Source organism: Paenibacillus sp. p3-SID867, from assembly GCF_025142895.1.
Lineage (GTDB): Bacteria > Bacillota > Bacilli > Paenibacillales > Paenibacillaceae > Paenibacillus_AQ.
Genome location: NZ_JAMBDM010000001.1, coordinates 601,117 through 627,888, shown reverse-complemented (window position 1 = coordinate 627,888; position 26,772 = coordinate 601,117). Strand labels below are relative to the sequence as shown.

The window sequence follows — 26,772 nt, the reverse complement described above, 5'->3', positions numbered from 1 at the left end:
CAACCACATATGATTTTGCCGCGCACTTATATTTCTGATAAGATATCCGAGTATACGCGTATGAATCAAAAAGAGGTGCAAACGTGAGCAGCTTACAAGTGGCTAAAGTGTTGAACAATAATGTAATCATAGCGAAGCATCCTCAACATGGCGAGGTTGTTGTTATTGGCAAGGGAATAGGCTTTAACCGGAAGAATAAAGACCTTATCCCGGCCTCCGCTGCCGAGAAGATGTTCATTTTGACCAAACCGGAGGAGCAGGAACAGTATAAGCAGCTGGTGCCTCATATCGATGAGAAGCTGATTGAGGCGATGAATGACATTATTCTGAATGCTGCCAAATCCAGCGACGCTCCTCTGAATGAGCATATCCACATAGCGTTGACTGATCATATTGCATTTGCCATTAAACGTCATGCCCAAGGTCTCTATATCCATAATCCTTTTTTATACGAAACCAAAGAGATGTATCCTGAAGAGTACGAGATGGCGGAATACGCCGTCCGTACCATCCGTGAGAAGCTTGGGGTCGACTTGGGCCAAGAAGAAATCGGATTCATTGCCCTTCATTTTCACGGTGCCCTCACAAACCAGCACATTTCGGAGGTTCGCAAGCATTCGGAACTGATTGCGGATTTAGTACGTACCGTTGAACAGCAGCTGGATTATGCCATCCCGAGGGATACCTTGGATTATTCCCGTCTGCTGACTCATCTCCGGTTTGCCCTGGAGCGGATTCGGCGGGGAGAAGCGGTGAACGAGACGAGTTCATTGGATGGTCTGCTGAAGCGCGAATATCCCGAAACGTATTCCTTGGCATGGAAACTGACGAAGATGATGGAGCAGCGGCTGAAAAAGCTTGTATATCCCGCCGAGGCCGGTTATTTGACCATTCATCTGGAGCGGCTGGTCCAGCGCAAAGAGCAGGGCGAGCAAATGTGAAGATTTTATTAAGTCCCTTACCATGTGGTTGCAACGAAAAATGAACGGTGTTACAATACGAACAGTTATGAAGCATAAAACTTCAAATCAAACGTGTAACTGATTCGATCAGGCATGAGTATTGCAGGAATTTGGTTGTTATTACCCATTTCTGGGTAATCTAATCCATGAGATTAGCCATCCATTTTCCCGTGGTTACTCATGCCTTTTTTTGATTTGGTTGTTTTATGATGCTCTACAATCAGCTTGTGACCACAACTAGATAGAGGGTGAGAATTTTCATGTTTAAGCGGCTTTTTGGCGTACTGCAAAGGGTCGGTAAAGCTCTGATGCTGCCCGTGGCCATATTGCCGGCGGCTGGACTTTTGCTCGGCCTTGGTAATATGCTGGTCAACCCCGATTTCCTGCAGTACGCACCATGGCTCGATGCGGCTTGGGTTCAGTCAGCTGCCACCGTCATGATGAATGCGGGACAAATCGTGTTCACGAATTTATCCTTGCTGTTTGCAGTAGGGGTTGCCGTCGGCTTGGCCGGAGGCGAAGGTGTGGCCGGGCTTGCGGCTATCATCGGTTACCTCGTCATGAACGTTACCATGGGCAGCGTGATCGGCGTGACGCCATCGATGATTGGCACGAATTACGAATATGCCAGCGTGCTTGGCATTCCGACCTTAGCCACTGGGGTATTCGGCGGGATTATTGTAGGTATATTAGCGGCAAGCATGTACCGAAGATTTTTCAAAATAGAGCTTCCGTCCTATCTGGGCTTTTTTGCAGGAAAACGGTTTGTTCCGATTATGACGGCTGCAACCTCCGTTTTGCTTGGTCTGTTGATGGTCTTTATATGGCCTCCGATCCAGTCTGCGCTTAACACTGCATCCCATTTCATGCTGGAACAAAACCTGACGCTGTCCGCTTTTGTGTTCGGCGTTGTGGAACGCGGATTGATTCCGTTCGGTCTGCACCACATTTTCTATTCTCCCTTCTGGTTTGAGTTCGGGGAATATTTGAATCAGGCAGGTCAAATGGTGCGCGGTGATCAAAATATATTCATGGCTCAGCTTCGGGATGGCGTCGAGTTTACGGCAGGCACCTTCATGACGGGTAAGTATCCGTTTATGATGTTTGGTCTTCCTGCGGCTGCGCTTGCCATCTATCATGAAGCGAGACCGGAGAACAAAAAGTTTGTCGCCGGTATTATGGGTTCGGCGGCTCTGACCTCCTTCTTGACAGGGATTACGGAACCGCTTGAGTTCTCCTTCCTGTTCGTCGCGCCGATCTTGTTCGCCGTACATGCACTGTTCGCAGGTCTGTCCTTCATGACCATGCATATTCTGGGTACCAAGATTGGCATGACCTTCTCGGGCGGTCTGATCGATTACATGATATTCGGTGTCATTCCGAACCGGACGCCATGGTGGAATGTACTCATTGTTGGTGCTATCATGGCAGTAATCTATTATTTCGGATTCCGGTTTGTCATTCGGAAATTCAATCTGAAGACGCCGGGCCGGGAGGAAGCTTCCGCAACGGAGCCGGAATCAGTTTCCCAGGGATCAGGCGGTAACAGTAAAAATGATCTGCCGCTTAACATTCTGACTGCGCTTGGCGGCCAGCCTAACATTGCGCATCTGGATGCCTGCATTACCCGGCTTCGGGTAGAGGTGAAAGACAAGGGCCATGTCGATAAGGCAAGGCTGAAACAGCTGGGTGCGTCAGGTGTGCTGGAGGTGGGGAATAATATCCAGGCGATATTCGGAACACGTTCCGATACTATCAAATCGCAAATCCAGGACATTATGTCGGGAATAACGCCGACAATCGCGCCTGAAACAGCGGATCCGAAGACGATGCCGACTGCTCAAGAGGAGCAGCAGGCTGGTCAGGACGGGGAAACGCTTGTCATGGAGGAAATCGTGTCTCCAGTCGATGGAGAGCTAATGGATATTTCCCATGTGCCTGATCCTGTGTTTGCAGAACGAATGACAGGTGATGGATTTGCGGTATTACCTCATAACGGAACGATCGCTTCTCCTGTTAACGGAACCGTATTTAACGTATTCCCCAGCAAGCATGCGGTCGGCATTATGTCCGATGGCGGTAAGGAAGTGCTTGTCCATATCGGCGTCAATACCGTTAAGCTGAAGGGGCAAGGTTTTGAAGTACTTGTACAAGAGGGGGATCTCGTATCCACGGGCCAACCGATCATGCAGGTGGATCTGGATTATGTGAAGGAGAATGCCAAATCGATTATTTCTCCTGTGATCTTCTCGAATTTGCCGGAGGGAGCTTCCGTGAAGCTGAACAAGACCGGTGAAGTAAAAAGCGGTGAAAAAGGGATCATCACCATTTCGAAGCCTTAACCTCACGGTGATCTCAAGGATTCTTAAAAAATTTAAATATACGAAAGTAGGATGATGAACATGCAACAAACATTCAAAATTATTGATGAAGATGGAATTCACGCACGTCCGGCAACAGCATTGGTAAATACAGCTAACAAATTCCAGGACACCAATTCATTTGCTGAAGCTAACGGCAAAAAAGTAACGCTGAAATCGATCCTGGGCGTTCTGTCCCTCGGATTGGAGCAAGGTGATACATTGACACTGATCACGGAAGGCGGCAATGAGAGCGAAGCGCTGACAGCACTGCAAGAAGTGATGGTGAACGAAGGGTTAGGCGAGCTTCATGAATAATTTGAAAGGAATCGCGGCTTCCGCGGGCATCGCGATTGCACGTGCTTTTACACTGGAGCATCCTGATTATTCTGTTACGGAAAAGCAAGTGGCAGACACGGATGCCGAGCTTTCGAAGCTGGATGCGGCGCTGGCTCAGTCCCAGGCTGAGCTTGAAGCGATCAAAGCCCGCACGCTTCAGGAACTCGGGGAGAAGAAGGCTGAGATTTTCGAATCTCACCTTCTCATCCTGAATGATCCGGAATTGATTGAACCAGTCAAAGCGAAAATCGCTTCCGATTCGGTTAATGCGGAGTACGCCTTAAATGAAACGGCAACCCAATTCATTCAAATGTTCGAGAACATGAAGAGTGCTTACTTGCAGGAGCGGGCAGCGGATATGCGCGACGTCACCAAACGTATTCTCAAGCATCTGCTGGGCCTGAATTATGTCAGCCCTTCAGAAATCAGCGAAGAAGTAATTGTGGTTGCAGAGGACTTGACTCCTTCGGACACAGCGCAGTTGAACCGCAACTACGTTAAAGGATTCACGACCAATATTGGCGGGCGCACCTCGCATTCTGCCATCATGGCCCGTTCGCTTGAAATTCCGGCTGTCGTCGGAACGAAAAACGTGCTCTCTTCGGTCCAAAACGGGGATTTGATCATCGTTGACGGACTGGAAGGGGATGTCATCATTAATCCTACGGAAGCCATCGTGGCCCAATACCGTGCGAAGCAGGATGCCTATGCCAAACAGGTCGAGGAATGGAAGAAACTCCGCTCCGAACCAACGGTATCCAAGGACGGGATCCATGTGGAGCTGGCCGCCAATATCGGGACACCGAACGATGTAACCGGCGTGCTGGAGAATGGCGGAGAAGCGGTAGGACTGTATCGTACGGAATTCCTGTACATGGGCAGAGATAAACTTCCTTCCGAAGAGATCCAGTATGTCGCCTATAAATCGGTACTGGAGAAAATGGAAGGCAAGCCGGTTGTTGTCCGCACCCTCGATATCGGCGGGGACAAGGAGCTGCCTTATCTGGATCTGCCAAAAGAAATGAATCCGTTCCTGGGCTTCCGGGCCGTTAGGCTGTGCCTGGACCGTCAGGATATCTTCAGAACCCAGCTTCGGGCACTGCTGCGCGCAAGCGTCCATGGCAATCTGCGAATCATGTTTCCCATGATCGCGACGCTCGGTGAATTCCGTGAAGCCAAAGCTCTTCTGGAGGAAGAGAAATCCAAGCTTGTGAGCGAGGGCATTCCGGTATCCGAGGACATCCAACTCGGGATCATGGTGGAGATTCCATCTACCGCGGTTCTGGCGGATCAGTTTGCCAAAGAGGTTGATTTCTTCAGTATCGGAACGAATGACCTTATCCAGTATACGATGGCCGCTGACCGCATGAATGAACGGGTTGCTTATTTGTATCAACCTTATAATCCGGCGATTCTGCGACTGGTTAAAATGGTCATCGATGCTGCTCATCGCGAAGGCCGCTGGGTTGGCATGTGCGGTGAAATGGCGGGTGACGCCACGGCGATTCCAATTCTCCTCGGTCTGGGGCTGGATGAGTTTAGCATGAGCGCTACATCCATTCTTCCGGCGCGCAGCCAGATCGGGAAGCTGTCCCGCAGTGATATGCAGGCACTCGCTGCCAAGGCGCTTGAAATGGGTACCGCAGAGGAAGTTGTGGCTCTGGTGGAATCCATAGAAACTGCAGCGGAGTAAGAAGGAAGACAACTTAACATCTTGATCGATCCATGCAGTGTCGTATTTCGTTTGTTTTTTGGGTACTCTACCAACTTTTTCCACGATAGCTTTACATTGACAACATCTGTCCATTCGGGCAGATGTTTTTTTTGTCAAAAGAAAGACACCCGGCATATTTGCTAGTATAATAGCCTAAATATATAGTTATTTGGCATCAAACCCAAACCAAATCAGGGCTTTTGGCATATCATGATATATGAAAGCGTTCTACATTCATGTGCTAGAGGTCTGTCTTATGATTCAGGCGCCCATACTAGGAAGTAAATCTACTTATAAGTGACGGTGATGATGACTATGGACATGATCAAGAGCTGCACAAGTGTTAAGCTGGGGGCAACGTACCGAAGAGAGGAAACGACCTTTCAGGTGTGGGTTCCGGATGCGGTTCATGTGAAACTGGCTTTGTATGAAAGCCCGGGAGAGTATAACGAGCAAGGTCTCGTAACGGATCACGAGCGTGGCACATTATATTTGATGGAACGTAATGGCGACGGCATATGGTCGGCTGTCGTAAACAGGGATCTTCATGGAACCTATTATATGTACCAAATCGAGTCAGCGCACGGCGACGTGCATTATGCCGTTGACCCCTATGCAACAGCGGTATCAGCCAACGGCTGCCGCGGGGCGGTTGTCGATCTGGCGAAGAGCAATCCGCCGGGGTGGGAGCAGGATGTTAGACCCAAGCTGTTGAAGCCTACGGATGCGGTGCTCTATGAGCTTCATGTACGCGATTTCTCGATTCATACCGATTCGGGAATGAAATATAGAGGTAAATATAAGGCATTCACAGAAGGTGGCCTGCGGGATTCCGAAGGGAATACCATTGGACTGGATCATCTCGAAGAATTAGGTGTGACCCATGTGCATCTGCTGCCGATATTTGATTTTCGAACGGTCAATGAGCTGGACGGCTATAAAGCCGGCAGCTTGAGCCGCGAGTATAACTGGGGGTATGATCCGCAGAATTACAATGTTCCTGAAGGTTCATATTCGACAGATCCTATGGATCCGATCCTGCGCATCCGGGAGCTGAAGGAGATGATTCTGGCTCTGCATGCAAGGGGAATCCGTGTCGTCATGGACGTAGTTTACAACCATACGTATACGGTGGATGACGGTCCGTTTGAACGATTGGCGCCAGGGTATTTCTATCGCAAGGATGGATATGGACTTTTATCGAACGGTTCAGGTGTAGGCAACGAGCTGGCTACAGAGAAGCCGATGGTACGCAAATATATCAAGGATTCCTTAAGGTACTGGGCCGAGGAGTATCATATCGACGGCTTTCGATTTGATCTGATGGCTCTGATCGATACAACAACGATGAAAGAGATTGTAAGCGAGCTGCGTCGTGAGGTCGATAGCTCTCTCTTGTTCTACGGTGAGCCCTGGACGGGAGGAATGAGTCCGTTGACAGAGCAAACCGTCAAAGGAAGCCAGAAGGGTCAAGGCTTCGCTGTATTTAATGATCATTTCCGGCATGCCATCAAGGGTGACAATGACGGGCGCGGCCGAGGCTTTGCTACGGGCGAACCGTGGTACGAGGGCGCTGTCGTTGAAGGGATGATGGGCTCGATCCATGATTTTGCGCTTCATCCGGATGAGACGGTCAATTATGTCACCGTGCACGATAATTTGAATCTGTGGGACAAAATTTTGGTTGCTTGCGGGATGGAAGAACAGGCAGGTCTGCTTCGCATGACAGACGGGAAGCTGGTTAACGGCGGCGATGTATGGCAGGCTACGGCTGCTTCAACACCCTATGCCGGTATTCCTGATGAAGATGTAATGTCGGCAGCGGCTGTGCGCCGCAGCTTGCTGGCTAACGGGATCGTCCTGCTCTCTCAAGGGATTCCGCTGCTGCATGCCGGCGATGAGCTGCTTCGCACGAAATTTGGCGATCATAACAGCTACCGCAGCGGCGATGCCGTTAATGCGATCCGCTGGTCGAACAAGAAACGATTCAAACCCGTGTTTGACTATTACAAAGGCCTTATTGCCTTACGCAAAGCTCATCCGGCATTTCGTATGGCAGCAAAAGAAGAGATTGAGGAAAATATGGAAGTGCTGCGCAGCAGCGATCGGATTATCGCGTACCGATTAACGCATCATCCACAAGATAGCTGGGGCCAGATTGTAGTGATCGTGAACGGGAATGAGCATGAAATGACGGTTGATCTGCCGCCAACACCTTACCGCTGGAGCATCGTGGTGAATGATCGTCAGGCAGGTACGGATACAATCAAGACGTTGGACCAAGGAGCTATAGCGGTTCCAGGGTTGTCGCTGATGGTGTTGTACGAAGATCAGACCCAGAAGAAGCAAGGGCTGACTACCGTTGAGATTGAATATGAGAGACGTGATCAAGCATATGATGGCTGGAACGTGTGGGTGTGGGGAACGGGCGTGGAGGATGGCAGCGTGCCGTTCTCCAGCGTGGACGGCGGCAAAGCTCGAGCGGTCTTCTATGCAGCTTCCGGAACCAAGCGGGTCGGCTGTATCGTCAGGTTGAATGATTGGGAAGATCGGGAAGGCGAGAACGACTGGTTTATCGATATTCCGCCAGACGAAGCCAAGGTACGGATCTCGCTGGTAAGCGTCAAAGACGATGGCTCCGAAGGCCAAGAACAGCGGGATATGGCGAGTTGAGGATTGTATATAAGGGATTGTATATTAAAAAATCAGGAGCCCTCCTTTTGTACTGAAAAGGGGGCTCCTGTTATTTATATTTCAAAAGGGGTACCATTCATTACCCACGGGATTGAAATTTAAAACATCTGAAACTCATGATTAGTTAGCAGGTAAATAGGGTAATAATGAGATAGACTTTGTTTTCGATAAAGGAGGATGTCACTCATGTCAAAAGGAAACACAGTTCAACTCCAAGCAGATGTTCGTGATGAATTCACCCGGGCTTCTCGCCGAGTGCTTCGCGAAAATGGCGGAATCCCCGGCGTTGTATACGGCGCGGGCGAGGAAAGTATCCCTGTAGCTGTTAATTTCAAGGATACGGCCAAGCTGTTCCACACCGGACGTTCAGAGGTATTCCAGCTTGATATTCCAGGCTCCGGTAAAATTCCGGTTTTGATTAAGGACATTCAAAAGAGACGCGGCACTGTATCCCATGTGGACTTTCTGCGGATCTCCATGAACAAGCCGGTTCGTGTCAGCATACCGGTGGATTATCAAGGTACTGCTGCCGGAACGAAATCTGGCGGCATTCTGCAAACCCAGGTGACCGAAATCGAAGTAGAGGGATTGCCGGGCGAGCTGCCTACTACCCTCGAAGCGGACGTATCCGCTCTGGAGATAGGCGACAAGCTTACGGTTGCAGATATTAAAGTACCGGAAGGTATTACATTGCACGCTTCGGATGAGGAGGTTCTCGCAACCGTCATCGTGCCACGAGCCGTTGAGGCTGCTGAGACGGTGGATGAAGCGGACGCTAAGGAAGCGGATGCGGGAGAGACAACCGAAGAATCATAATATGCACATTTAAAAAGGCGCTTGCTATGCTGGGATCCAGCGGAGCAGGCGCCTTTTTGTCCGGAAATTAGAAAATTCTATTTAACCTTGCGATCATGGATGCCTTTATAACTCATCGGGGCGTCTCCAAAGTATTTGTTCCAAATGGTCAGATATGTTCCGTCCTGCTGCATGGTAGCCAGTGCATTATCAACGGCGGCCACGAGATCCGGATTCCCTTTTACAAAGGCTGCGGAAATCTCGGACACCTGATCGGCGGATTCGGCGGCAGCGACCGGCAGATTCGGGAACTGCTGCTTCAGGTTGGTTACGGATAATTGATCCGAAATGACGGCATCCAGCTCTCCGTTTGCGAGCTTGTTAGCTGCGTCTGATATATATTTGATCGGGACAATTTCCGCTCCATGCTTCTTGGCCATATCCTTATAAATTCCGGTTGGGTTCAGGCCGACACGCTTATCCTTGATGTCCGAGAAGGTGCGAATCTGATCTTCACCCGAGGAACGCACAAGCAGAACAGGGGTTGAGGATAGATAAGCGACGGAAAAATCATAGAGGGCCCGCCGGTCCGGCTTGTCTTCAATCTGGTTGAAGACGGCGTCGTATTTGCCTTCCGTCAATCCTGGCAGCAGATTCTCCCACTCGGTTTCAACGAATTCTGCTCTTAGCTCCATATGACGGGCAACCTCTTCAGCGATTTCCACATCAAAACCTGTAAGTCTTCCGCCCGTTCCATGGTAACTGAAAGGGGGATAATCCCGTTCCGTTGCAATTCGCAGGGTCCCGCGCTCCACGGCATTCCGAAGCAGGAAGCCCGTGTTCACCCGGTAAGGATTTACGCCCATGTTGGGGGTCGGCACCCGGTCATTACTGTTAGGCGTGCATCCGGCAAGTACAATTGAAGCGATCAGTGTGAATAAACAGGCAAGACTGATCCAACGTATCGATTTTGTTCCGCGCATGATTCCAGAAACCATCCTTTCTTTATTCACGGTCCTTCGAGGCCCATTTCGTAAAGTTAGGATGTCCCAAAGGATGGTTCGTATATTCGTGAAATGTCGGTACACGGTAAGAACTTAGGGTCTCTAATCGGATGGAAGAGGAGAATGAAAATAGGCTGTGCTATTTCCGTCTGCAGCAGCAGTGGAAAAGCGCAGCCTATTTTTGCTAGATAGAATTGAAGCTAACGTTGACATGCTCTTGATACAGCGCTTTATGCTTCTTAACGGGCCATCCATCCGCCATCAACACAAAGCACATGTCCGTTCATATAATCCGAAGCGGCGGAAGCGAGGAATACGGCGGGTCCGCCAATATCCTCGGGTTTTCCCCAGCGTCCGGCAGGAATACGTTCCGTAATGGAAGTCCGTCGTTCCTCATCCTGACGGATGGCTGCCGTATTATCGGTTTCGATATAACCGGGAGCAATTCCGTTCACTTGGATGCCGCTGGCGGCCCATTCATTGGCCAAAGCTTTCGTAAGGCCGGCAACACCATGCTTGCTTGCCGTATATCCGGGCACGTTGATTCCGCCTTGGTAGGACAGCATGGAGCAAATGTTAATGATTTTGCCGCTGCCGCGTTCAATCATATGTCTTCCGGCAAGTTGGGACAGCAAAAATACGGTATTCAGATTCAAATCAATCACGTCAAGCCAATCTTGAGTACCATGATCCTTGGCAGGCGTCCGGCGGATAATACCCGCATTGTTTACGAGAATGTCCACATGCCCCGTCAGCTCCAGTGCTTGGTCAAAAGTTTGCTGGAGTTTGCTCTGGTCGCTTAGATCGACCTTGATTTCGGAAGCTTTTCTGCCGAGTGAAGTAATGGCTTCTATCGTTTCGGCGCTTGTATTCATGGACACGGCAACGATATCCGCGCCGGCTTCGGCCAGAGCTATCGCTATGCCTTGCCCTAGTCCTCTGGCGGAGCCGGTAACGATTGCGGTTTTGCCTGATAAGTCAAACCTGTTCATGCTCCAGTATCCCCTCTCATATGCTCTCTATGATTATGAAGTTAGGCCGGTTTTGAGTTTTCATGCGGCGTTTACAGCATGGTAACGCCGGCACCTTCATATTGTTTGATCGTCTCGGATGACAGTCCCGCATCGGTAATGATGCCGCTGATCTCCTGCAGGGATGAAAATGTCCTTAATGCCGTTTGACCGAATTTGTGATGATCGACAACGGCATAAACCTCCAGCGAGGTTTCGATTAATGCCCGTTTGAAAGGGATCAAGTCCCCGGTATATATGGACAATCCATGATCAAGATGGACGCCCGTGGCGGATATGAAGGCTTTTTGAATGTTCAGCTGTGATACATACGATACACCTTCAGGGCCTGCGAGCATATTGCGGACCCGGTAGCCCCCCGGAACGACCAAACGGATATGATTCTTGGTCGCCAATTCGCTGATGATATACACATCGTTCGTAATGACCGTCAGAGGCACATCCTCCAGCCTGCGAGCAATCTCCAGCGTGGTGCTGCCTCCGTCTAAGGCAATGATGTCATCGGTATTGATATGCTTCAGCGCTTTCAGCGCGATTTCGGTCTTTTCAGTCGGATGCTTGGCAAGCGGTTCTTTGGACGGCAGGATGCCGAATTGATCGCTGTGCGCAAGGACAGCTCCACCATGCACACGAACGATTAGCCCCTGTTCCTCCAGCTTGGTCAGATCCTCGCGTATGGTTTTTCCGGTTACTTGAAGTTGCTGGCTTAGGTCGGCGACAGTCACTTCTTTATGGGTTAGAAGGTACTCCATTATTTTTTCATAGCGTCGTAACGGGTTCATATGAATCTCAACTCTTCCGTGGGTTAATGGATAATCCCCTCTATTTTAAATCTTTTATGGACACCGGGTCCATATCATCATAACGTTTATTATCTCCGGCCATGCCCCAGATAAAGGTATAGTTGCTTGTGCCTACCCCGCTGTGGATCGACCAGCTTGGCGAAATCACGGCCTGCTCATTGCGCATGACGATGTGCCGCGTTTCATTGGGTTCACCCATCAGATGGATGACAACCGCTTCTTCCGGTAAATCAAAATAGAGATATGCCTCCATGCGTCTTGGGTGAGTATGGGCAGGCATCGTGTTCCACATGTTTCCTTCTTTCAGCAGGGTCATACCCATGACAAGCTGGGCGCTCTCGATGCCTTTTTGATGAATGAAACGATAGATTACGCGATCATTGGAATTTTTGATATCGCCCAAAGCGCTGGAATCGGCTTCCTCCAGAGTGGCCTTGGCTGTCGGGAATGATTGGTGCGCTGGCGCAGAATTCAAATAGAATTTGGCTGGGTTGGATGGATCCGTGCTTTTAAAAATAACCTCTTCCGTGCCCATGCCAACGTACAAGCATTCTTTGTTGTTCAGTTCATGCTCCGCACCGTCCACCAGTACGGTACCATGTCCGCCAATATTGATAATGCCAAGCTCACGGCGTTCCAGGAAAGAGGAAACACCCAGCTCTTTAAGGTCGGTTTCCAATTTGACTTGTTCTTGAACGGGAGCGGCACCACCGATAATCATACGATCTTCGTGCGTCAGGACAAGCTCCAGCTTGTCAGGCGTAAACAGGACGGGGATATGGAATTCCTTGCGAAGTCTTTCTGTGTCATATTGTTTCACTTCATTAGGGTGTGATGCATAACGTCTTTCCATGTTCGTTCATCTCCTCATCATTCTATTATAATGAATTCATAATGTTCATATAAGTACAAATTACTCCATTTATGTTCATATTACAAGAGCTAATTCCTAAATGAACCATAATTATACCTGGTGAACATCTAGCCGACTTCATTTATATCTGACTGAACTTGCAGCAGAAAGGGAAGAACTAGCATCAATGGGGATGGGCAGGCTGCCCTGAAATGTTCTTCAGCAAGGCTAGCTATGAAGTGAACAAGGTACGACTAGGAGATTGATGACCCGATGAAAAGAATGATTGTAATTCTAACAGCTGTGCTTGCAGTGACCGGTTCTCAAAATACGGCTGATGTCCCGCATTATCCTTATCATCAAACCGGGGAACGGGAAGTCTGGATGAGGTCGGAGAATGAGCGCGATCAATCCTGGGTTAATATCGCCCATCGGGGCGCGTCGGGTTATGCCCCGGAAAATACGATGGCATCTTTTGTTAAAGCATTTGATATGGGAGCGGATATGCTGGAATTGGATGTCCAATTGAGCAAGGATGGACAGGTCGTTGTGATTCATGATTCCACGGTTGAGCGAACCACCGATGGGCAGGGAGAAGTAGGCGATTTAACCTTTGAGGAGCTGCGTATGCTGGATGCAGGTTCATGGTACGATTCGGCGTTTAAAGGAGAAGTCATTCCCGCTTTGGCGGAGGTGCTTGAGCATTTCGCGGGGCGCATCGGGCTGTTGATCGAATTGAAATCTCCCTCCCGGTATCCGGGTATCGAGCAAAGGGTCGCAGACGAGTTGAAAAGGTATATCATCGGCGCTGATGGTGGTGAGAGGTACAAGGACCTGATCATCGTGCAGTCAGCAGATACGGACTCGCTCCTTCGATTTCGTCAACTGATGCCCGATATCCCGCTGGGCGTTGTTATTACCAGTGCGGGCGACTTATCCAAGCAGCGGCTGGAAGATATGAAGACCTATGCGGAGTATGTGAATGTATCGATGAGGCTGGTATCCAAAGGGCTGGTTCAAAAGATACATCAATCCGGGCTGAAAACGATGGTCTGGACCATCCGGGATATGCTGCAAATTCCTTATGTGCTTCAAATTAACGTGGATGGGATTATTACGGATTACCCGGATCGGGTACCGATTTCAATTTCGAACAGGAAAATGATCAGATAAATGGCGTAACGGTGTTGACAACCTTTTGAGAAATCAAGGGTTGTTTTTTTATGTTAGAAAATATAACAGAAATTTAAAGGTTAAGAGTGAGTTGCAGGATTTCTTTATTTTTATGTAAGAAAATATTACTTAAATTACGAAAAATAAACTGAAATCTTATTATTTTTGAAAAAATAAATAAAATAATGTCATGATTATTGACATAGGAAATATAAGGCAACTATAATGTGGGATAACGAACAGAGAAGGCAGTTTGCAGATAGAATGTTCGGAAACGTAAAAAAGGGAGTTGGGAGCGAATGAAGAAACAAAGCGTGATCGTTAAAGGCTGGGCCTCATTTGTTTTATGTGCAATCTTGATGTCAGGCTGCGTGACGGAAAAGGAAGCCGCTCCAACCGCCGGTGCGGATAACGGGAGTCCGGGGGTAGAAGCCGCTGGCGATTCAATTAAGGTTGGCATTCTTCACTCACTCAGCGGAACGATGGCCATAAGCGAGGTATCCGTTAAGGATGCGGAGATGCTTGCCATCGAAGAAATCAATGCAGCTGGCGGCGTGCTTGGCAAGCAGATCGAACCCGTAATCGAGGACGGTGCCTCCGATTGGCCGACCTTCGCGGAGAAAGCGGGAAAATTGCTGCAGCAGGATAAAGTTGCCGCCGTATTCGGAGGCTGGACCTCCGCCAGTCGGAAAGCCATGCTCCCTGTTTTCGAACAGAACAACGGCCTTTTATTCTATCCGGTCCAATATGAAGGGCTGGAATCCTCACCTAACATTTTTTATACGGGCGCAACAACCAATCAGCAGATCGTACCCTCAGTGTCCTGGCTGCTGGAGAACCGCGGCAAAAAAATGTTCCTCCTCGGCTCCGATTACGTGTTTCCGAGAACGGCCAACAAGATCATCAAGGCACAGTTGACGGCAGAGGGCGGTGAACTGGCCGGGGAGGAATACACGCCGCTGGGCCATACCGATTTCAGCACGATTATAGCCAAGATCAAGGAGGCGAAGCCCGATATCGTCTATAACACGCTGAACGGCGACAGCAACGTGGCCTTCTTCAAGCAGCTGAAGGATGCGGGCATTACCTCCAAGGATATGACCACGCTGTCCGTCAGCGTGGCGGAGGAGGAGATCCGCGGCATCGGCGCCGATATACTGGAGGGTCATCTGGCAGCCTGGAACTATTATCAATCTACCGATACTCCGGAGAACAAGACTTTTGTCGACAAATACAAAGCAAAATACGGCGCTGACCGCGTGACGGCTGACCCGATCGAAGCAGGATACACGGCGGTGTACTTATGGAAGGCCGCGGTGGAGAAGGCAGGAACAACGGAGGTGGCCAAGGTGAAGGAAGCGGCAAAAGGCATTGAGTTCGCCGCTCCGGAAGGAAAAGTAACCATTGATGGGGAGAATCAGCACATTCATAAAACGGTGCGCATCGGCGAGGTGCAGGCTGACGGGCAATTCAAGGAGCTTTGGAATTCGGGAGAACCCGTTAAACCGGACCCTTATCTGAAAACTTATGATTGGGCGAAGGGATTAAGCGGAGAATAAAGCTTGATCTCATGCATGGATGGCCTTCGGGCTATTTCGTGAAAGGAGGTTCACCCGGATGGAAATGACGATTCTGCAAGTGTTTAACGGACTCAGCGTCAGCTCGATCCTATTATTGATTGCTCTTGGCTTAGCGGTGACGTTCGGCTTGATGAATGTCATTAATATGGCCCATGGCGAGCTGATCATGATCGGTGCTTACTCAACGTACGTCACGCAAGGTTTGTTTACCGCGTATATGCCGAAATCCTGGTTCGACACCTATTTCATCGCGGCTTTGCTTGTATCGTTCGTGGTTGCAGCGGCCGTCGGATGGCTGCTTGAAATGGTGCTCATACGCCATCTGTACGGCAGGCCGCTGGATAGTTTGCTCGCCACATGGGGCGTCGGGATGATGCTCCAGCAAATCGCAAGATTCATCTTCGGCGCGCCGAATGTGGCTGTTACCAGCCCGTCCTGGCTAAACGGCGGGCTGGCGATCACTTCAAGCATCGTCCTTCCGTACAAGCGGCTGTTCATCATCGTATTGGTGGCCGTCGTGCTGACAGCCATGTATCTCTATATTTATAGAACGGTCCAAGGCCGAAGAATGCGGGCGGTGATGCAAAATCGAAGCATGGCCGGGTGTCTCGGTATTTCAACCCGACGCGTGGACGGCCTGACGTTTGCGATCGGCTCAGGCATTGCCGGCATTGCTGGCTGCGCGTTAACATTGCTCGGCCCGATCGGTCCTTCGATCGGAACCTACTATATTGTCGATGCTTTCATGGTGGTGGTCCTCGGCGGCGTTGGAAAGTTGATCGGCACGGTTGCCGGGGCACTGGGCATCGGCGTGTTCAATACGCTGTTTGAGACTTACACTTCGGCATCCATCGGCAAAGTGCTGGTATTCGCCTGCATCGTGGCATTCCTGCAGTGGAAGCCACGCGGGCTCGTTGCACTTCGAACACGCAGCCTGGATTAGAGAGGAGGGGATGGTATGGTGCTGAAATGGTTGACAGGAAACCCCGGCAGCCGATCGAAACGGATGATGTGGAGCGCGGTACTGCTCCTGATGTGTATGGCACCTTTGTTCACGACCCCTTTTCGCCTCGGTTTGTTGACGAAATTTCTGGCTTTGGCGATCCTGGCGGTCGGGCTTGACCTGATCTGGGGCTATGGCGGCATTCTAAGCCTTGGGCACGGCGTGTTCTTTGGATTAGGCGCTTATGCCATGGCCATGTATTTGAAGCTGGACGCCAGCGGTGCGTCCCTGCCTGATTTCATGGGATGGAGCGGAGTAACGGCGCTCCCATGGTTCTGGGAGCCGTTCCGATCGTTCCCCGCAGCCTTGCTACTCGGGATGCTGCTCCCGGCCCTGCTTGCGTTGATACTTGGATTCTTTACGTTTCGCAACCGGATCGTCGGCGTATATTTTACGATTCTGACGCAGGCTCTGGTTATGATCGTGGTTACGCTGTTTGTAGGCAAGCAGGAGTGGACAGGGGGCACGAACGGGCTAACGGGATACAATTCCATTTTGGGTTTTAATCTAAACGCTCCGTCAACGAAAATCGGGTTGTATTTTATTACGCTTGCCGCTTTGGCAGGAGCCTATATTCTGTGCCGAAGAATTGTGAACAGCAGGGTGGGCCAGGTGCTGGAAGCCTCAAGAGATGGGGAGAACCGGGTGCGGTTTCTGGGTTTTGACCCTTCCCGTTACAAGACCTTTGCCTTTGCCGTATCGGGCGGTCTGGCCGGGCTTGCAGGCATGCTGTTTGTCCTTCAGGTCGGCATTATTTCGCCGTCGATGATGGGCATCGTTCCGTCCATTGAAATGGTGCTTTGGGTCGCTCTAGGCGGCAGGGGTACGCTGATCGGCGCTATTATTGGCGCCGTGCTGCTGAATGCAGCCAAGACCGGGATCAGCGAGGCTTATCCGGAAGGATGGCTGCTCGTATTGGGTGCATTATTTGTCATCGTTGTTGTGTTGATGCCAAAAGGATTGACCGGATTGTGGAGCAAGGTGGTTTCGTCATTATCTCGAAGAGGAGGGACTGTCCATGCAGCCGTACGCGAAGAGAGCTGATATGCCGCTAGCTGTCCATGGAGAAGTCAGGGACATCGGTATTTCCCCCATCGTGTTGTCCGCGGAGAACATTACGGTCACTTTTGGCGGGTTTGTGGCGGTAAACGGCATGAATCTGGCACTGCGTCAGCATGAGCTGCATTTTCTGATCGGCCCGAACGGTGCGGGAAAAACCACGATGCTGGACGTGATCTGCGGGAAAACAAAGCCTGCCGCAGGAAAGGTGCTTCTTGGGGACGGATTGGAGATCACCAGAAAGCGGGAGTATGAAATCGCCCGTCTCGGCGTGGGGCGAAAATTTCAAGCGCCGTCGATATTTCCTAATCTAAGTGTCAAAGAAAACCTGGAACTGACAGTCGATCCCGATCGAAGCGTGTTCCGTGCGCTGAAGGCCAGGAGAAATCGGTGCACCACGTTCGAGATGAAGAAGGTTCTGGAGTTGATCGGGCTGCCCGATCGGATACACGTTCGGGCAGGCTCTCTGTCGCATGGAGAGAAGCAATGGCTGGAGATCGGCATGCTGCTGCTTCAGAAGCCGCGGCTTCTGCTGCTCGATGAGCCGGTAGCGGGGATGACGGACGAGGAGACGATGAAGACCGGTGCACTCCTCCAGCGTATCGCCAAGGAATGCTCCGTCGTTGTCGTTGAGCATGACATGGAGTTTGTGCGCTCATTTGCCGCTAAGGTTACCGTGATGCATGAAGGGAAGCTGCTGAAGGAAGGCTCCATGCAGGAGATTCAGCGCGATCCGCTGGTAGCCGAGGTTTATCTGGGAAAAAGGAGGGAGGCGAATGCTCAAGCTGCAGGGCATTGAATCGGGCTACGGGGAGAGCTCCGTCCTGCGCGGCGTATCCATGGTTGTCGACCCGGCGAAGGTCGTATGTCTGGTAGGGCGCAACGGCGTCGGCAAAACCACGCTCATGCGGACCCTGACCGGGCAGCTGAAAATCCGGCAGGGACGGATGACTCTTGGCGAGCAGGAGGTTACCGGCTGGGATTCCGTAAAAAGAGCGAGAGGCGGCATTGGATATGTTCCGCAAGGGCGCGAGATTTTCCCCCAGCTTACCGTGAAGGAAAATCTGCTGCTCGGACTTGAGCCAATCGTGCCGAGGAGGAAGGCATTCCCGGAGGATGTGTTAGCCCTGTTCCCAGTGCTGCCCCAAATGTACCACCGTCAAGGCGGTGATTTAAGCGGTGGTCAGCAGCAGCAGCTAGCCTTTGCGAGGGCGCTCGCCTCCAGACCCAAGGTGCTGCTGCTCGACGAGCCGACTGAGGGAATCCAGCCTTCCATCGTGGAGGAAATTCAAGACGTGATCCGGGGGATCAAAGCCAAAGGGGAAACGTCGGTCATTCTTGTGGAACAGAGCATCGAGTTTGTCCGGAGCGTAGCCGACTATATCTATGTCATGGATAAAGGCACAATTGTTGCCGAAGGGGTACAGGATGCTATCGATATGGAGCAGTTCGAGCATTATTTGACGGTCTAAGGAAGAGTACTCATTCGAGTTCATTGGCGTTTGGAGGTAAAATTATCATCATCATTTGAATAAATAGAAGGTTGTCTCTGTAAGGGTTCGTTTTTTCCACCTGCAGGGGCAGCTCTTTTTTTTATTTTTGATCTTGCTATTTTTGAGATGCGGGGTTAGAATGTGAGTGATTCAACTTGTACGTACATTTATAAGTGTATTGATAATGATTATATATAGGTATGTACAAGTTAGTGAGCAAGCATTCATACAGGAGGCGTTATTATTATGAAATTGAAACCGCATTCTTTTTGGTTCGTCACCGGAAGCCAGCACTTGTATGGTCCCGAAACGCTGGAGCAGGTAGCTGAGCATTCCCGCATCGTGGCAACGGAGTTTGATAAAGATCCTGTATTTTCCTATCCCATTGTGTTCAAGCCGATCGTAACGACACCCGATGAAATATACAACCTGATTCTTGAGGCTAACAACGATGAGTCCTGCGCTGGCATTATGACCTGGATGCACACCTTCTCCCCGGCCAAAATGTGGATTGCGGGGCTAGCCCAATTGCAGAAGCCGCTTCTTCATTTCCATACCCAATTCAACCGGGATATCCCTTGGGAAACGATTGATATGGACTTTATGAACCTCAACCAGTCTGCGCACGGTGATCGCGAGTATGGTCATATCGGTGCCCGTCTCGGCATTGCCCGCAAGGTGGTTGTGGGCCATTGGGAAGACGGGGAGGTTCGCGACAGCATTGCCGGCTGGATGCGGACTGCCGCGGCCTATGCCGAAAGCCGCAGGCTGAAGGTGGCCCGCTTCGGCGATAATATGCGCCAGGTGGCGGTAACCGAAGGAGATAAAGTAGAAGCGCAAATCAAGCTTGGCTGGTCCGTGAACGGTTATGGCATCGGCGATCTTGTACAGTCCATGAATGAAGTCGGCGATGATGAGGTAAAAGCCCTCTTGAATGAATATGCCGAATTGTATTCGATAACCAAGGAAGGGCTTAGCGATGGCCCCGTACGCGATTCGATTGCGTACCAAGCCCGGATTGAGATTGCGCTTCGTCGTTTCCTTGAGGAAGGCGGCTTTGGCGCATTCACGACGACCTTTGAGGATCTGCATGGAATGAAGCAGCTTCCGGGACTCGCCGTACAGCGTCTGATGGAGTCGGGTTACGGCTTCGGCGGGGAAGGGGATTGGAAAACAGCTGCCTTGACCCGTGTATTGAAGGTGCTTGCCGGCAATAAAAGTACTTCCTTCATGGAGGACTACACCTATCACTTCGAGCCGGGGAATCATATGATTCTTGGATCGCACATGCTGGAGGTATGTCCGACCATCGCATTGGATAAACCGACGCTGGAGGTTCATCCGCTTGGGATCGGGGGCAAGGGAGATCCGGCACGTCTCGTGTTTAACGGCCAGGACGGCCCGGCTGTGAATGCTTCCCTGGTTGATCTCGGACACCGCTTCAGACTGCTGGTGAATGTGGTGGATGGCGTCAAGGTTGAACAGCCGATGCCGAAGCTGCCGGTCGCCCGTGTGCTGTGGAAACCGCAGCCATCCCTTCGCGAGTCTGCGGAAGCGTGGATTTTGGCTGGCGGAGCGCATCATACCGTTCTATCTTATGCCATGACGGCAGAGCATTTGAGCGATTGGGCGGAGATGGTCGGCATTGAAGCGGTCATTATTGATAAGGATACAACGATACCGCGCTTCAAGAACGAGCTCCGTTGGAGTGAAGCCGCATACCGTCTGCGGTAACTGGTTCTGTCGGCATTCCCCTGGCCTGTGTTACAATAGCGAGATAACTTAGGATTGCAGGTGATCCTAACATAATGAGTGCGTGAGGCTAGAGGTGAATGATGAATAATAGACGGATACCCAAATATATTGTATTAAAAAACGAACTGCTCTCCTGGTTTGAATCCGGAAGGCTTCAAGCAGGTAAACAGGTTCCTTCGGAGCATGAAATCGCCGACCAGTTCGGCGTAAGCCGCCAGACGGTCCGCCAAACCTACGGCGAGCTGGAGAAGGAGGGCTGGCTGGAACGGATTCAGGGCAAAGGGACGTTCGCCAGAAATCCCGACCGGCGGGAGAGTGAGCAGGTTAAGACGATCGGCATCATTACAACCTACATCTCGGATTATATCTTCCCGCATATCGTTCGGGGAGCGGAGGCGGAGCTGCGCAGCAAGGGATATCGCCTGCTGCTCTCCAGTACCGATAACAATAAGGAGAAGGAGATGGAGAGTCTTCAGCTCATGACCAGCCAGCCGCTCAGCGGGCTCATTATCGAGCCGACCAAGAGTGCGGAGGGGAACCCGAATTTGACGTATTTCCTGTCCCTGCAGGAGAAGGGAATTCCGTTTTTGATGATCAATGAGAAGTATCGGGAGCTGGAATGTCCTTGTCTGAAGCTTGATGATGAGCTTGGCGGTTACAAGGCCGCACGTCATTTGATCGAGAACGGACACCAAGCGATAGCCGGATTCTTCAAGCGGGATGATCTTCAAGGTGTGAACCGGCTGAAAGGCTTCTTACGTGCGCATCGCGAGGCTGGAATTCCCGTTTCACCGGAGCGGGTGGTTACGTATACAACGGAACAGAAGGGAAGTCTTCCGTATGATCAGGCCATCCAGTTGCTGAAGCAGCCGGAGGAGCAGCGACCGACGGGGTTAGTATGTTATAACGACGAGCTGGCTGTATCTTTAGCGGAGGCTGCCGGGCAATGCGGGCTGCAAATTCCGCAGGATGTGTCCATGGTCGGCTTCGATGATTCGACGCTTGCCGTTGCTTCCGGCGTGAAGCTGACGACGATGACCCACCCGAAGACTGAGATGGGAATCATGGCGGCCAGACAATTAATTAGTATGATTGAGTTTCATACCGTTATAGAGGATACGGTGTTTCAGCCGGAGCTGGTGGAGAGAGAATCGGTGAAGAAACGGTAGAGATTAAGGGAGTGCAAGGTCCGAGTTTCGGACCCTTGTCTGCCAACTTGTACGTACAACTATTTTTTTCAAATATAGAGAGGAGCTGTTGTTCATGTTGGAGGATTTAAAGCAGCAGGTGCTGGAGGCGAATCTGGAGCTTCCCAAGCACGGACTCGTTACCTTTACATGGGGAAATGTCAGCGGCATCGACCGTGAACGTGGACTGTTTGTCATTAAGCCAAGCGGTGTGCCTTATGAGGATTTAAAAGCGGCCGACATGGTCGTTCTGGATTTGAAGGGAAATGTCGTTGAAGGGGATATGCGTCCCTCCTCCGATACCCCGACTCATCTGGTCCTATATCAGAACTTTAAAGAGATCGGCGGAATTGTGCATACCCACTCACCATGGGGAACGAGCTGGGCTCAAGCCGGACGTGCGCTTCCTGCCTACGGAACGACGCACGCCGACTATTTTTACGGAGAGATTCCGGTTACGCGGCCCATGACCCGCGAAGAAATTGAGGGGGCCTATGAGCTGGAGACGGGCAACGTCATTGTCGAGCGATTCGCGGACCTGGATCCGAACATGGTACCCGGTGTGCTTGTCCATTCGCATGCGCCATTCGTGTGGGGCAAGGATCCGCATAATGCGGTGCATAATGCGGTAGTGCTGGAGGAGTGCGCCAAGATTGCAGCCCGGATGCAGCAAATTAATCCGGAAACCGAACCGATGGATCAGACGCTGCTGGATCGCCATTTTTTGCGGAAGCATGGAGTTAATGCCTATTACGGTCAAAAGTAACGATTGTATTCATCATTCATGATTTCATCTGTAGGAGGAAATGAGATGGGGAATAAATACACCATTGGTGTCGATTACGGAACGCAGTCCGGACGTGCGGTGTTGGTTAATTTGGCTGATGGGCACGAAGTAGCGGATCATGTTACGCCCTACCGGCATCATGTCATCGATGAGTTTTTGCCAGGTTCTGGTAAGAAGCTGGAGCACGACTGGGCGCTTCAGCATCCAGGGGATTATTTGGAGGTTCTGAAGGTATCCGTGCCTGCCGTTATTCAGCAATCCGGCATTGATCCGGCGGATGTGATCGGCATCGGCATTGATTTTACGGCTTGCACCATGCTGCCCGTTGACGAGCTTGGGGAGCCGCTCTGCTTCCAACCGGAGCTGGCCGACCAGCCGCACAGCTGGGTTAAGCTGTGGAAGCATCATGCCGCCCAGCCTGAAGCAGACAAGATCAACGAGATTGCCGCCGAGCGCGGAGAAGCCTTCTTACCTCGCTATGGCGGGAAGATTTCTTCCGAATGGATGATTGCCAAGGTCTGGCAAATTCTTGATGAGGCACCGGCGATCTATGAACGTGCGGACCGATTCCTGGAAGCGACCGATTGGGTCATTTCCCAAATGACGGGCCAGATTGTCCGCAACAGCTGTACGGCTGGTTACAAGGCGATATGGCATAAACAAGACGGATATCCAAGCAAGGAATATTTTAAGGCGCTGGACCCTCGGCTGGAGGATCTGACCGATACGAAGCTGCGCGGAGAGGTCCGTCCCCTCGGCAGCAGCGCAGGCGGTCTTACTGAGAAGATGGCGGAGATGATGGGCTTAACTCCAGGGATTGCCGTGGCCGTCGGCAACGTTGACGCTCATTCCGCGGTGCCTGCGGTCGGTGTCGTCACACCGGGCAAGCTGGTGATGGCGATGGGCACATCGATCTGCCATATGCTGCTCGGTACCGAAGAGAAGCAGGTTGAAGGGATGTGCGGTGTCGTCGAGGATGGCATCATTCCCGGATTATACGGTTATGAAGCCGGGCAATCGGCAGTAGGCGATATTTTTGAATGGTACGTCGAGGAAGCACTTCCCGCGTATGTAAAAGAAGCTGCGTCCGAGGAAGGAATCGGCGTGCATCAATGGCTTGAGCGAGAAGCGGCTGCCTATAAGCCGGGTCAAACCGGATTGCTTGCACTGGATTGGTGGAACGGCAACCGTTCCGTGCTGGTGGATACGGATCTGACCGGGCTGATGTTAGGGATGACCCTGTTGACGAAGCCGCAGGAAATCTACCGTGCCTTGCTTGAGGCGACCGCATTCGGCACGCGCAAAATTGTGGACGCTTTTCACGAGAACGGTGTCGCGGTGGACGTCCTGTATGCTTGCGGCGGACTGCCTCAAAAGAACCGTCTCTTGATGCAGATTTATGCGGATGTGACGAATCGCGAAATTATGGTGGCTGATTCCAAACAGACGCCGGCGCTTGGTGCCGCGATGTTCGCTGCAGTCGCTGCGGGCGAGGCGCAGGGCGGGTATGATTCGATTATCGATGCCGCCGAGAAGATGGCACGGGTGAAGGAAGAAACCTTCAAGCCGATTCCGGAGCATGTGGAAGTGTATGAGCAGCTGTATCAGGAATACAGCAAGCTGCATGACTATTTTGGCCGGGGCGAAAACGACGTGATGAAGCGGCTGAAACGGATTAAGCAAACGGCTGAATAGGCCCTGTCAGACTAGAAGCCTGAATAAATACGGCAGGATGGGATGAAGGAGAGGAACGAACGTGACGGATTACTTGAACGATGCAAAAGGTTTAATGAACCGGATTAGGGAGCTGCAGCCGACGTTCCGCGGGCTAGAAACCATGGTGCTTGAGCCCGGCGCTGTGCAAGACGTGCCTTCGTATCTTAAACGGCAGGGCCTCAGTTCACCAATCGTTGTTGCAGATGCGAATACGTATGAAGCGGCGGGTAAAAAGCTGGTGCAGAGCCTGGAAGCCGATGGTCAGAAGCCCCGGCTGTGTCTGATTCAGCCAGATGAGCAAGGCGACGTTGTCGCGGATGAACGCTCCTTAATGCAGCTGTTTATCGAAGTGGAGCCTGAAGGGACAGGATGCCTGATCGCTGTGGGGTCCGGGACCATTCATGACATTACGCGCTTTGTGAGTCATCGGAGCGGCAAGCCGTTTATCTCGGTACCTACGGCACCTTCGGTCGACGGCTTTACTTCGGCGGGAGCGCCGATCGTGGTCCGGGGAGTCAAGCAAACCTTTGCGGCCACGGCTCCGATCGCGATATTCGCCGATCCGGACATTCTTGTGAAGGCACCGCAGCCGCTGGTAGCGGCAGGCTTTGGCGATATGCTAGGCAAATATACATCGCTGCTGGATTGGAAATTCTCTTCGACCACGGCCGGCGAGCCCTATGATGAACAGGTGGCGGCCATTACGGAGAAGGCGCTTGAGGCTTGCATTCAGCATGTGGAGGCGATTGGCCAGCGCACGGAGGAAGGGATTCGCATTCTGATGACGGCTTTGATCGAGTCGGGTATCGCGATGCTGCTGTTCGGTCAGTCCCACCCTGCCTCCGGGGCGGAACATCATCTGTCGCATTATTGGGAGATGGAGTACTTGCGCCGCGGCAACCGGGCCCTGCTGCATGGTGCCAAAGTGGGGGTGGCCTGCAGCGAAATATCGAGCCTTTATCACGACGCGGCCGATAAGGGCATGTATCCTCATGCCGAGCCTACACATTGGGAGACATATAGAGAGCAGGTTCGGGAGTGGCTGCGTAAGGTCCCTTCGAAGGAGGAGATCGCCGAGCTGCTGCGGCAAGCCGGAGGTCCGTCAACCCTGCAGGAGCTTGGCATTGATGACGAGCTGTTCCGGGAGAGTCTTCAGGAGGCGCACACGCTGCGCGACCGCCATACCATTTTGAGGGCATTGAACGAGGCCAAGGTTGGTTAGAAAAGACGGGACAGTCCATGGAAGTGGATGAATCATGAACTGTAATCGTTCAATAAAACAGTGAAGTTATCATTCTTGTTCTTAACACAGGCATATGATGGTATCCAAGAAAAAGGGGCCCTTTATGATCGAATGATCATGGAGAGCCCCTTTTTGTTGAAATCCTATGTGTCTCAAAGCATTCAAATAACGTATCATAATCCATCGGTTCTTGTACGCGTGAGGCTTGTATTCCACCGATACCGCTAATTCCCTCTTAATCTTCCTTCACATCATACAGCACGCGAGCCAACAGGTCCTGGCTGTAGTTGCCGAAATGCTTGCCGTAAATCGTTAAACCGCGTTTATTAACAGATCGCTCGTTAACGGCGATCCTGAAGGTGAGCTCGCTCTTGTAATCAAGCTGAATCTGGTTCAGCCCGACATCCGAAATGCGGCATCCATCGATAAAGCTGCCTTCCTTGTTAATCCGGATCAGCTTCAACATGCCGTATTGATTCAAATGCGGCGGCCACCATTCCGGGTTGAAGGTACCGCGTTTGTCTCCGAAATCCCCCGGACTTGTCCAGCTGCCAATCTCGATCCCGTTAACGTAAAAGAAAATGTCCGATGGATAATTGTCGCAATATCCCGGCGCCTCGGAGCCAAGCTCTAGAGAGAATTGGATCTCGCGGAACGATTGGTTGGACTTCAAATAATTCGGAATCCGGTATTCCAGGAAACCTTCGGTAAGCCAGATGATCTCCGAGTTGATCCGCTCCGGATCGGCGAAATAACGCGGATCGTCAAAATCTCCGATAATGCTGTCCTTGGTCGCAAGCCCGCAGGTCGGGATAGCTTGATAATCGCTGTAATGGCCGACCTGAATCTCCACCTCGTACAAGTTATCAATGTCCTTGCTGCGAAGATCAACCATGAGGGTATCTTTATTCAGGTAGCAGATTTTCTGAATGCCATGCTTCCCCCCAGTCGTATTGATTTCGATCAGGCCGCTATCTTCCAATTTCTTGATATGCATGGTAATAGCGCCATTGCTGAGATTCAGCCTGTTCGCGAGATCGTTCAGGTTCAAGCTTTGGTTCTTGGCCAGCAGTTCCAAAATTTGAATGCGAATTTCCGAGCTGAGCGCTTTAAAAATATCAAGCCCGCTCATTAAATCTTTAATGTAGATCATCTTATCTCAAACCTTCTTCCGATTAGAGGATTATATAACGATGGTAATAGGTAAAGACTTTTATTTCA

Annotated in this window: 22 protein-coding genes; 17 read left to right on the top strand and 5 right to left on the bottom strand. The window is 51.2% G+C overall.

Annotated features, from left to right (window positions below; translation table 11 throughout):
* Positions 1-83 precede the first annotated feature (83 nt).
* From glcT to M4D81_RS02885, 6 genes are all read left to right on the top strand, one after another.
* Positions 84-941, top strand: coding sequence for a glucose PTS transporter transcription antiterminator GlcT (glcT, locus tag M4D81_RS02910; RefSeq protein WP_260064392.1), 858 nt, complete (start codon positions 84-86; stop codon positions 939-941).
* A 281-nt stretch (positions 942-1,222) separates the two neighbouring features.
* The gene (gene ptsG / locus M4D81_RS02905) at positions 1,223-3,304 is read left to right on the top strand and encodes a glucose-specific PTS transporter subunit IIBC (RefSeq protein WP_260064391.1); all 2,082 of its coding nucleotides are present in this window, start codon (positions 1,223-1,225) and stop codon (positions 3,302-3,304) included.
* Between the two features lie 60 nt (positions 3,305-3,364).
* Complete coding sequence (locus M4D81_RS02900; RefSeq protein WP_071222804.1) at positions 3,365-3,640, top strand: HPr family phosphocarrier protein; 276 nt, start codon at positions 3,365-3,367, stop codon at positions 3,638-3,640.
* Entirely contained in the window at positions 3,633-5,354 is a 1,722-nt protein-coding gene (gene ptsP / locus M4D81_RS02895) for a phosphoenolpyruvate--protein phosphotransferase (RefSeq protein ID WP_071222805.1), read from the top strand. Before M4D81_RS02900 ends, ptsP begins: the two co-directional genes overlap by 8 nt.
* A gap of 342 nt (positions 5,355-5,696) precedes the next feature.
* Complete coding sequence (gene pulA / locus M4D81_RS02890; protein ID WP_397376654.1) at positions 5,697-8,048, top strand: type I pullulanase; 2,352 nt, start codon at positions 5,697-5,699, stop codon at positions 8,046-8,048.
* Positions 8,049-8,255: 207 nt separating this feature from the next.
* Positions 8,256-8,885: a 50S ribosomal protein L25 gene (locus M4D81_RS02885; RefSeq protein WP_216535469.1), complete on the top strand. Its 630-nt coding sequence runs from the start codon at positions 8,256-8,258 to the stop codon at positions 8,883-8,885.
* Between the two features lie 77 nt (positions 8,886-8,962).
* Here the strand turns inward: M4D81_RS02885 and M4D81_RS02880 are convergent, their stop codons facing one another.
* The 4 genes from M4D81_RS02880 to kduI form a co-directional block, all read right to left on the bottom strand.
* Positions 8,963-9,847 (bottom strand): transporter substrate-binding domain-containing protein, encoded by an 885-nt coding sequence (locus tag M4D81_RS02880; RefSeq protein WP_260064389.1) that lies wholly within the window; start codon positions 9,845-9,847, stop codon positions 8,963-8,965.
* Positions 9,848-10,107: 260 nt separating this feature from the next.
* On the bottom strand, positions 10,108-10,860 hold the full coding sequence (gene kduD, locus M4D81_RS02875; RefSeq protein WP_260064388.1) for a 2-dehydro-3-deoxy-D-gluconate 5-dehydrogenase KduD: 753 nt from the start codon (positions 10,858-10,860) through the stop codon (positions 10,108-10,110).
* Positions 10,861-10,931: 71 nt separating this feature from the next.
* Entirely contained in the window at positions 10,932-11,681 is a 750-nt protein-coding gene (locus M4D81_RS02870; protein ID WP_071222809.1) for a DeoR/GlpR family DNA-binding transcription regulator, read from the bottom strand.
* 40 nt (positions 11,682-11,721) lie between these two features.
* Positions 11,722-12,555, bottom strand: coding sequence for a 5-dehydro-4-deoxy-D-glucuronate isomerase (gene kduI, locus M4D81_RS02865; RefSeq protein WP_071222810.1), 834 nt, complete (start codon positions 12,553-12,555; stop codon positions 11,722-11,724).
* A gap of 273 nt (positions 12,556-12,828) precedes the next feature.
* Between kduI and M4D81_RS02860 the strand changes: the two genes are divergently transcribed.
* From M4D81_RS02860 to M4D81_RS02810, 11 genes are all read left to right on the top strand, one after another.
* The gene (locus M4D81_RS02860) at positions 12,829-13,728 is read left to right on the top strand and encodes a glycerophosphodiester phosphodiesterase (protein WP_260064387.1); all 900 of its coding nucleotides are present in this window, start codon (positions 12,829-12,831) and stop codon (positions 13,726-13,728) included.
* Positions 13,729-14,027: 299 nt separating this feature from the next.
* Positions 14,028-15,287 carry an urea ABC transporter substrate-binding protein gene (gene urtA / locus M4D81_RS02855; RefSeq protein WP_071222812.1) on the top strand — a complete coding sequence of 420 codons (1,260 nt, stop codon included), beginning with the start codon at positions 14,028-14,030 and terminating at the stop codon, positions 15,285-15,287.
* Positions 15,288-15,345: 58 nt separating this feature from the next.
* Positions 15,346-16,251, top strand: coding sequence for an urea ABC transporter permease subunit UrtB (urtB, locus tag M4D81_RS02850; protein ID WP_260064386.1), 906 nt, complete (start codon positions 15,346-15,348; stop codon positions 16,249-16,251).
* Between the two features lie 15 nt (positions 16,252-16,266).
* Positions 16,267-17,355 carry an urea ABC transporter permease subunit UrtC gene (gene urtC / locus M4D81_RS02845; protein WP_260064385.1) on the top strand — a complete coding sequence of 363 codons (1,089 nt, stop codon included), beginning with the start codon at positions 16,267-16,269 and terminating at the stop codon, positions 17,353-17,355.
* Positions 17,330-18,169 carry an urea ABC transporter ATP-binding protein UrtD gene (urtD, locus tag M4D81_RS02840; RefSeq protein ID WP_260064384.1) on the top strand — a complete coding sequence of 280 codons (840 nt, stop codon included), beginning with the start codon at positions 17,330-17,332 and terminating at the stop codon, positions 18,167-18,169. Before urtC ends, urtD begins: the two co-directional genes overlap by 26 nt.
* Entirely contained in the window at positions 18,147-18,842 is a 696-nt protein-coding gene (urtE, locus tag M4D81_RS02835; RefSeq protein WP_260064383.1) for an urea ABC transporter ATP-binding subunit UrtE, read from the top strand. The genes urtD and urtE overlap by 23 nt, the downstream gene beginning before the upstream one ends.
* Before the next feature lie 267 nt (positions 18,843-19,109).
* Entirely contained in the window at positions 19,110-20,597 is a 1,488-nt protein-coding gene (gene araA / locus M4D81_RS02830) for an L-arabinose isomerase (RefSeq protein WP_260064382.1), read from the top strand.
* Positions 20,598-20,698: 101 nt separating this feature from the next.
* Positions 20,699-21,787, top strand: a complete 1,089-nt coding sequence (locus M4D81_RS02825; protein ID WP_260064452.1) for a GntR family transcriptional regulator — start codon at positions 20,699-20,701, stop codon at positions 21,785-21,787.
* 94 nt (positions 21,788-21,881) lie between these two features.
* The gene (gene araD / locus M4D81_RS02820) at positions 21,882-22,571 is read left to right on the top strand and encodes an L-ribulose-5-phosphate 4-epimerase (protein WP_071222819.1); all 690 of its coding nucleotides are present in this window, start codon (positions 21,882-21,884) and stop codon (positions 22,569-22,571) included.
* A gap of 45 nt (positions 22,572-22,616) precedes the next feature.
* On the top strand, positions 22,617-24,287 hold the full coding sequence (locus tag M4D81_RS02815; RefSeq protein WP_260064381.1) for a ribulokinase: 1,671 nt from the start codon (positions 22,617-22,619) through the stop codon (positions 24,285-24,287).
* A gap of 61 nt (positions 24,288-24,348) precedes the next feature.
* The gene (locus tag M4D81_RS02810; protein WP_260064379.1) at positions 24,349-25,530 is read left to right on the top strand and encodes a sn-glycerol-1-phosphate dehydrogenase; all 1,182 of its coding nucleotides are present in this window, start codon (positions 24,349-24,351) and stop codon (positions 25,528-25,530) included.
* Between the two features lie 256 nt (positions 25,531-25,786).
* On the opposite strand, the gene M4D81_RS02805 is transcribed toward M4D81_RS02810, so the two are convergent.
* Positions 25,787-26,704, bottom strand: coding sequence for an ArsR/SmtB family transcription factor (locus M4D81_RS02805; protein ID WP_071222822.1), 918 nt, complete (start codon positions 26,702-26,704; stop codon positions 25,787-25,789).
* Positions 26,705-26,772: the final 68 nt, after the last annotated feature.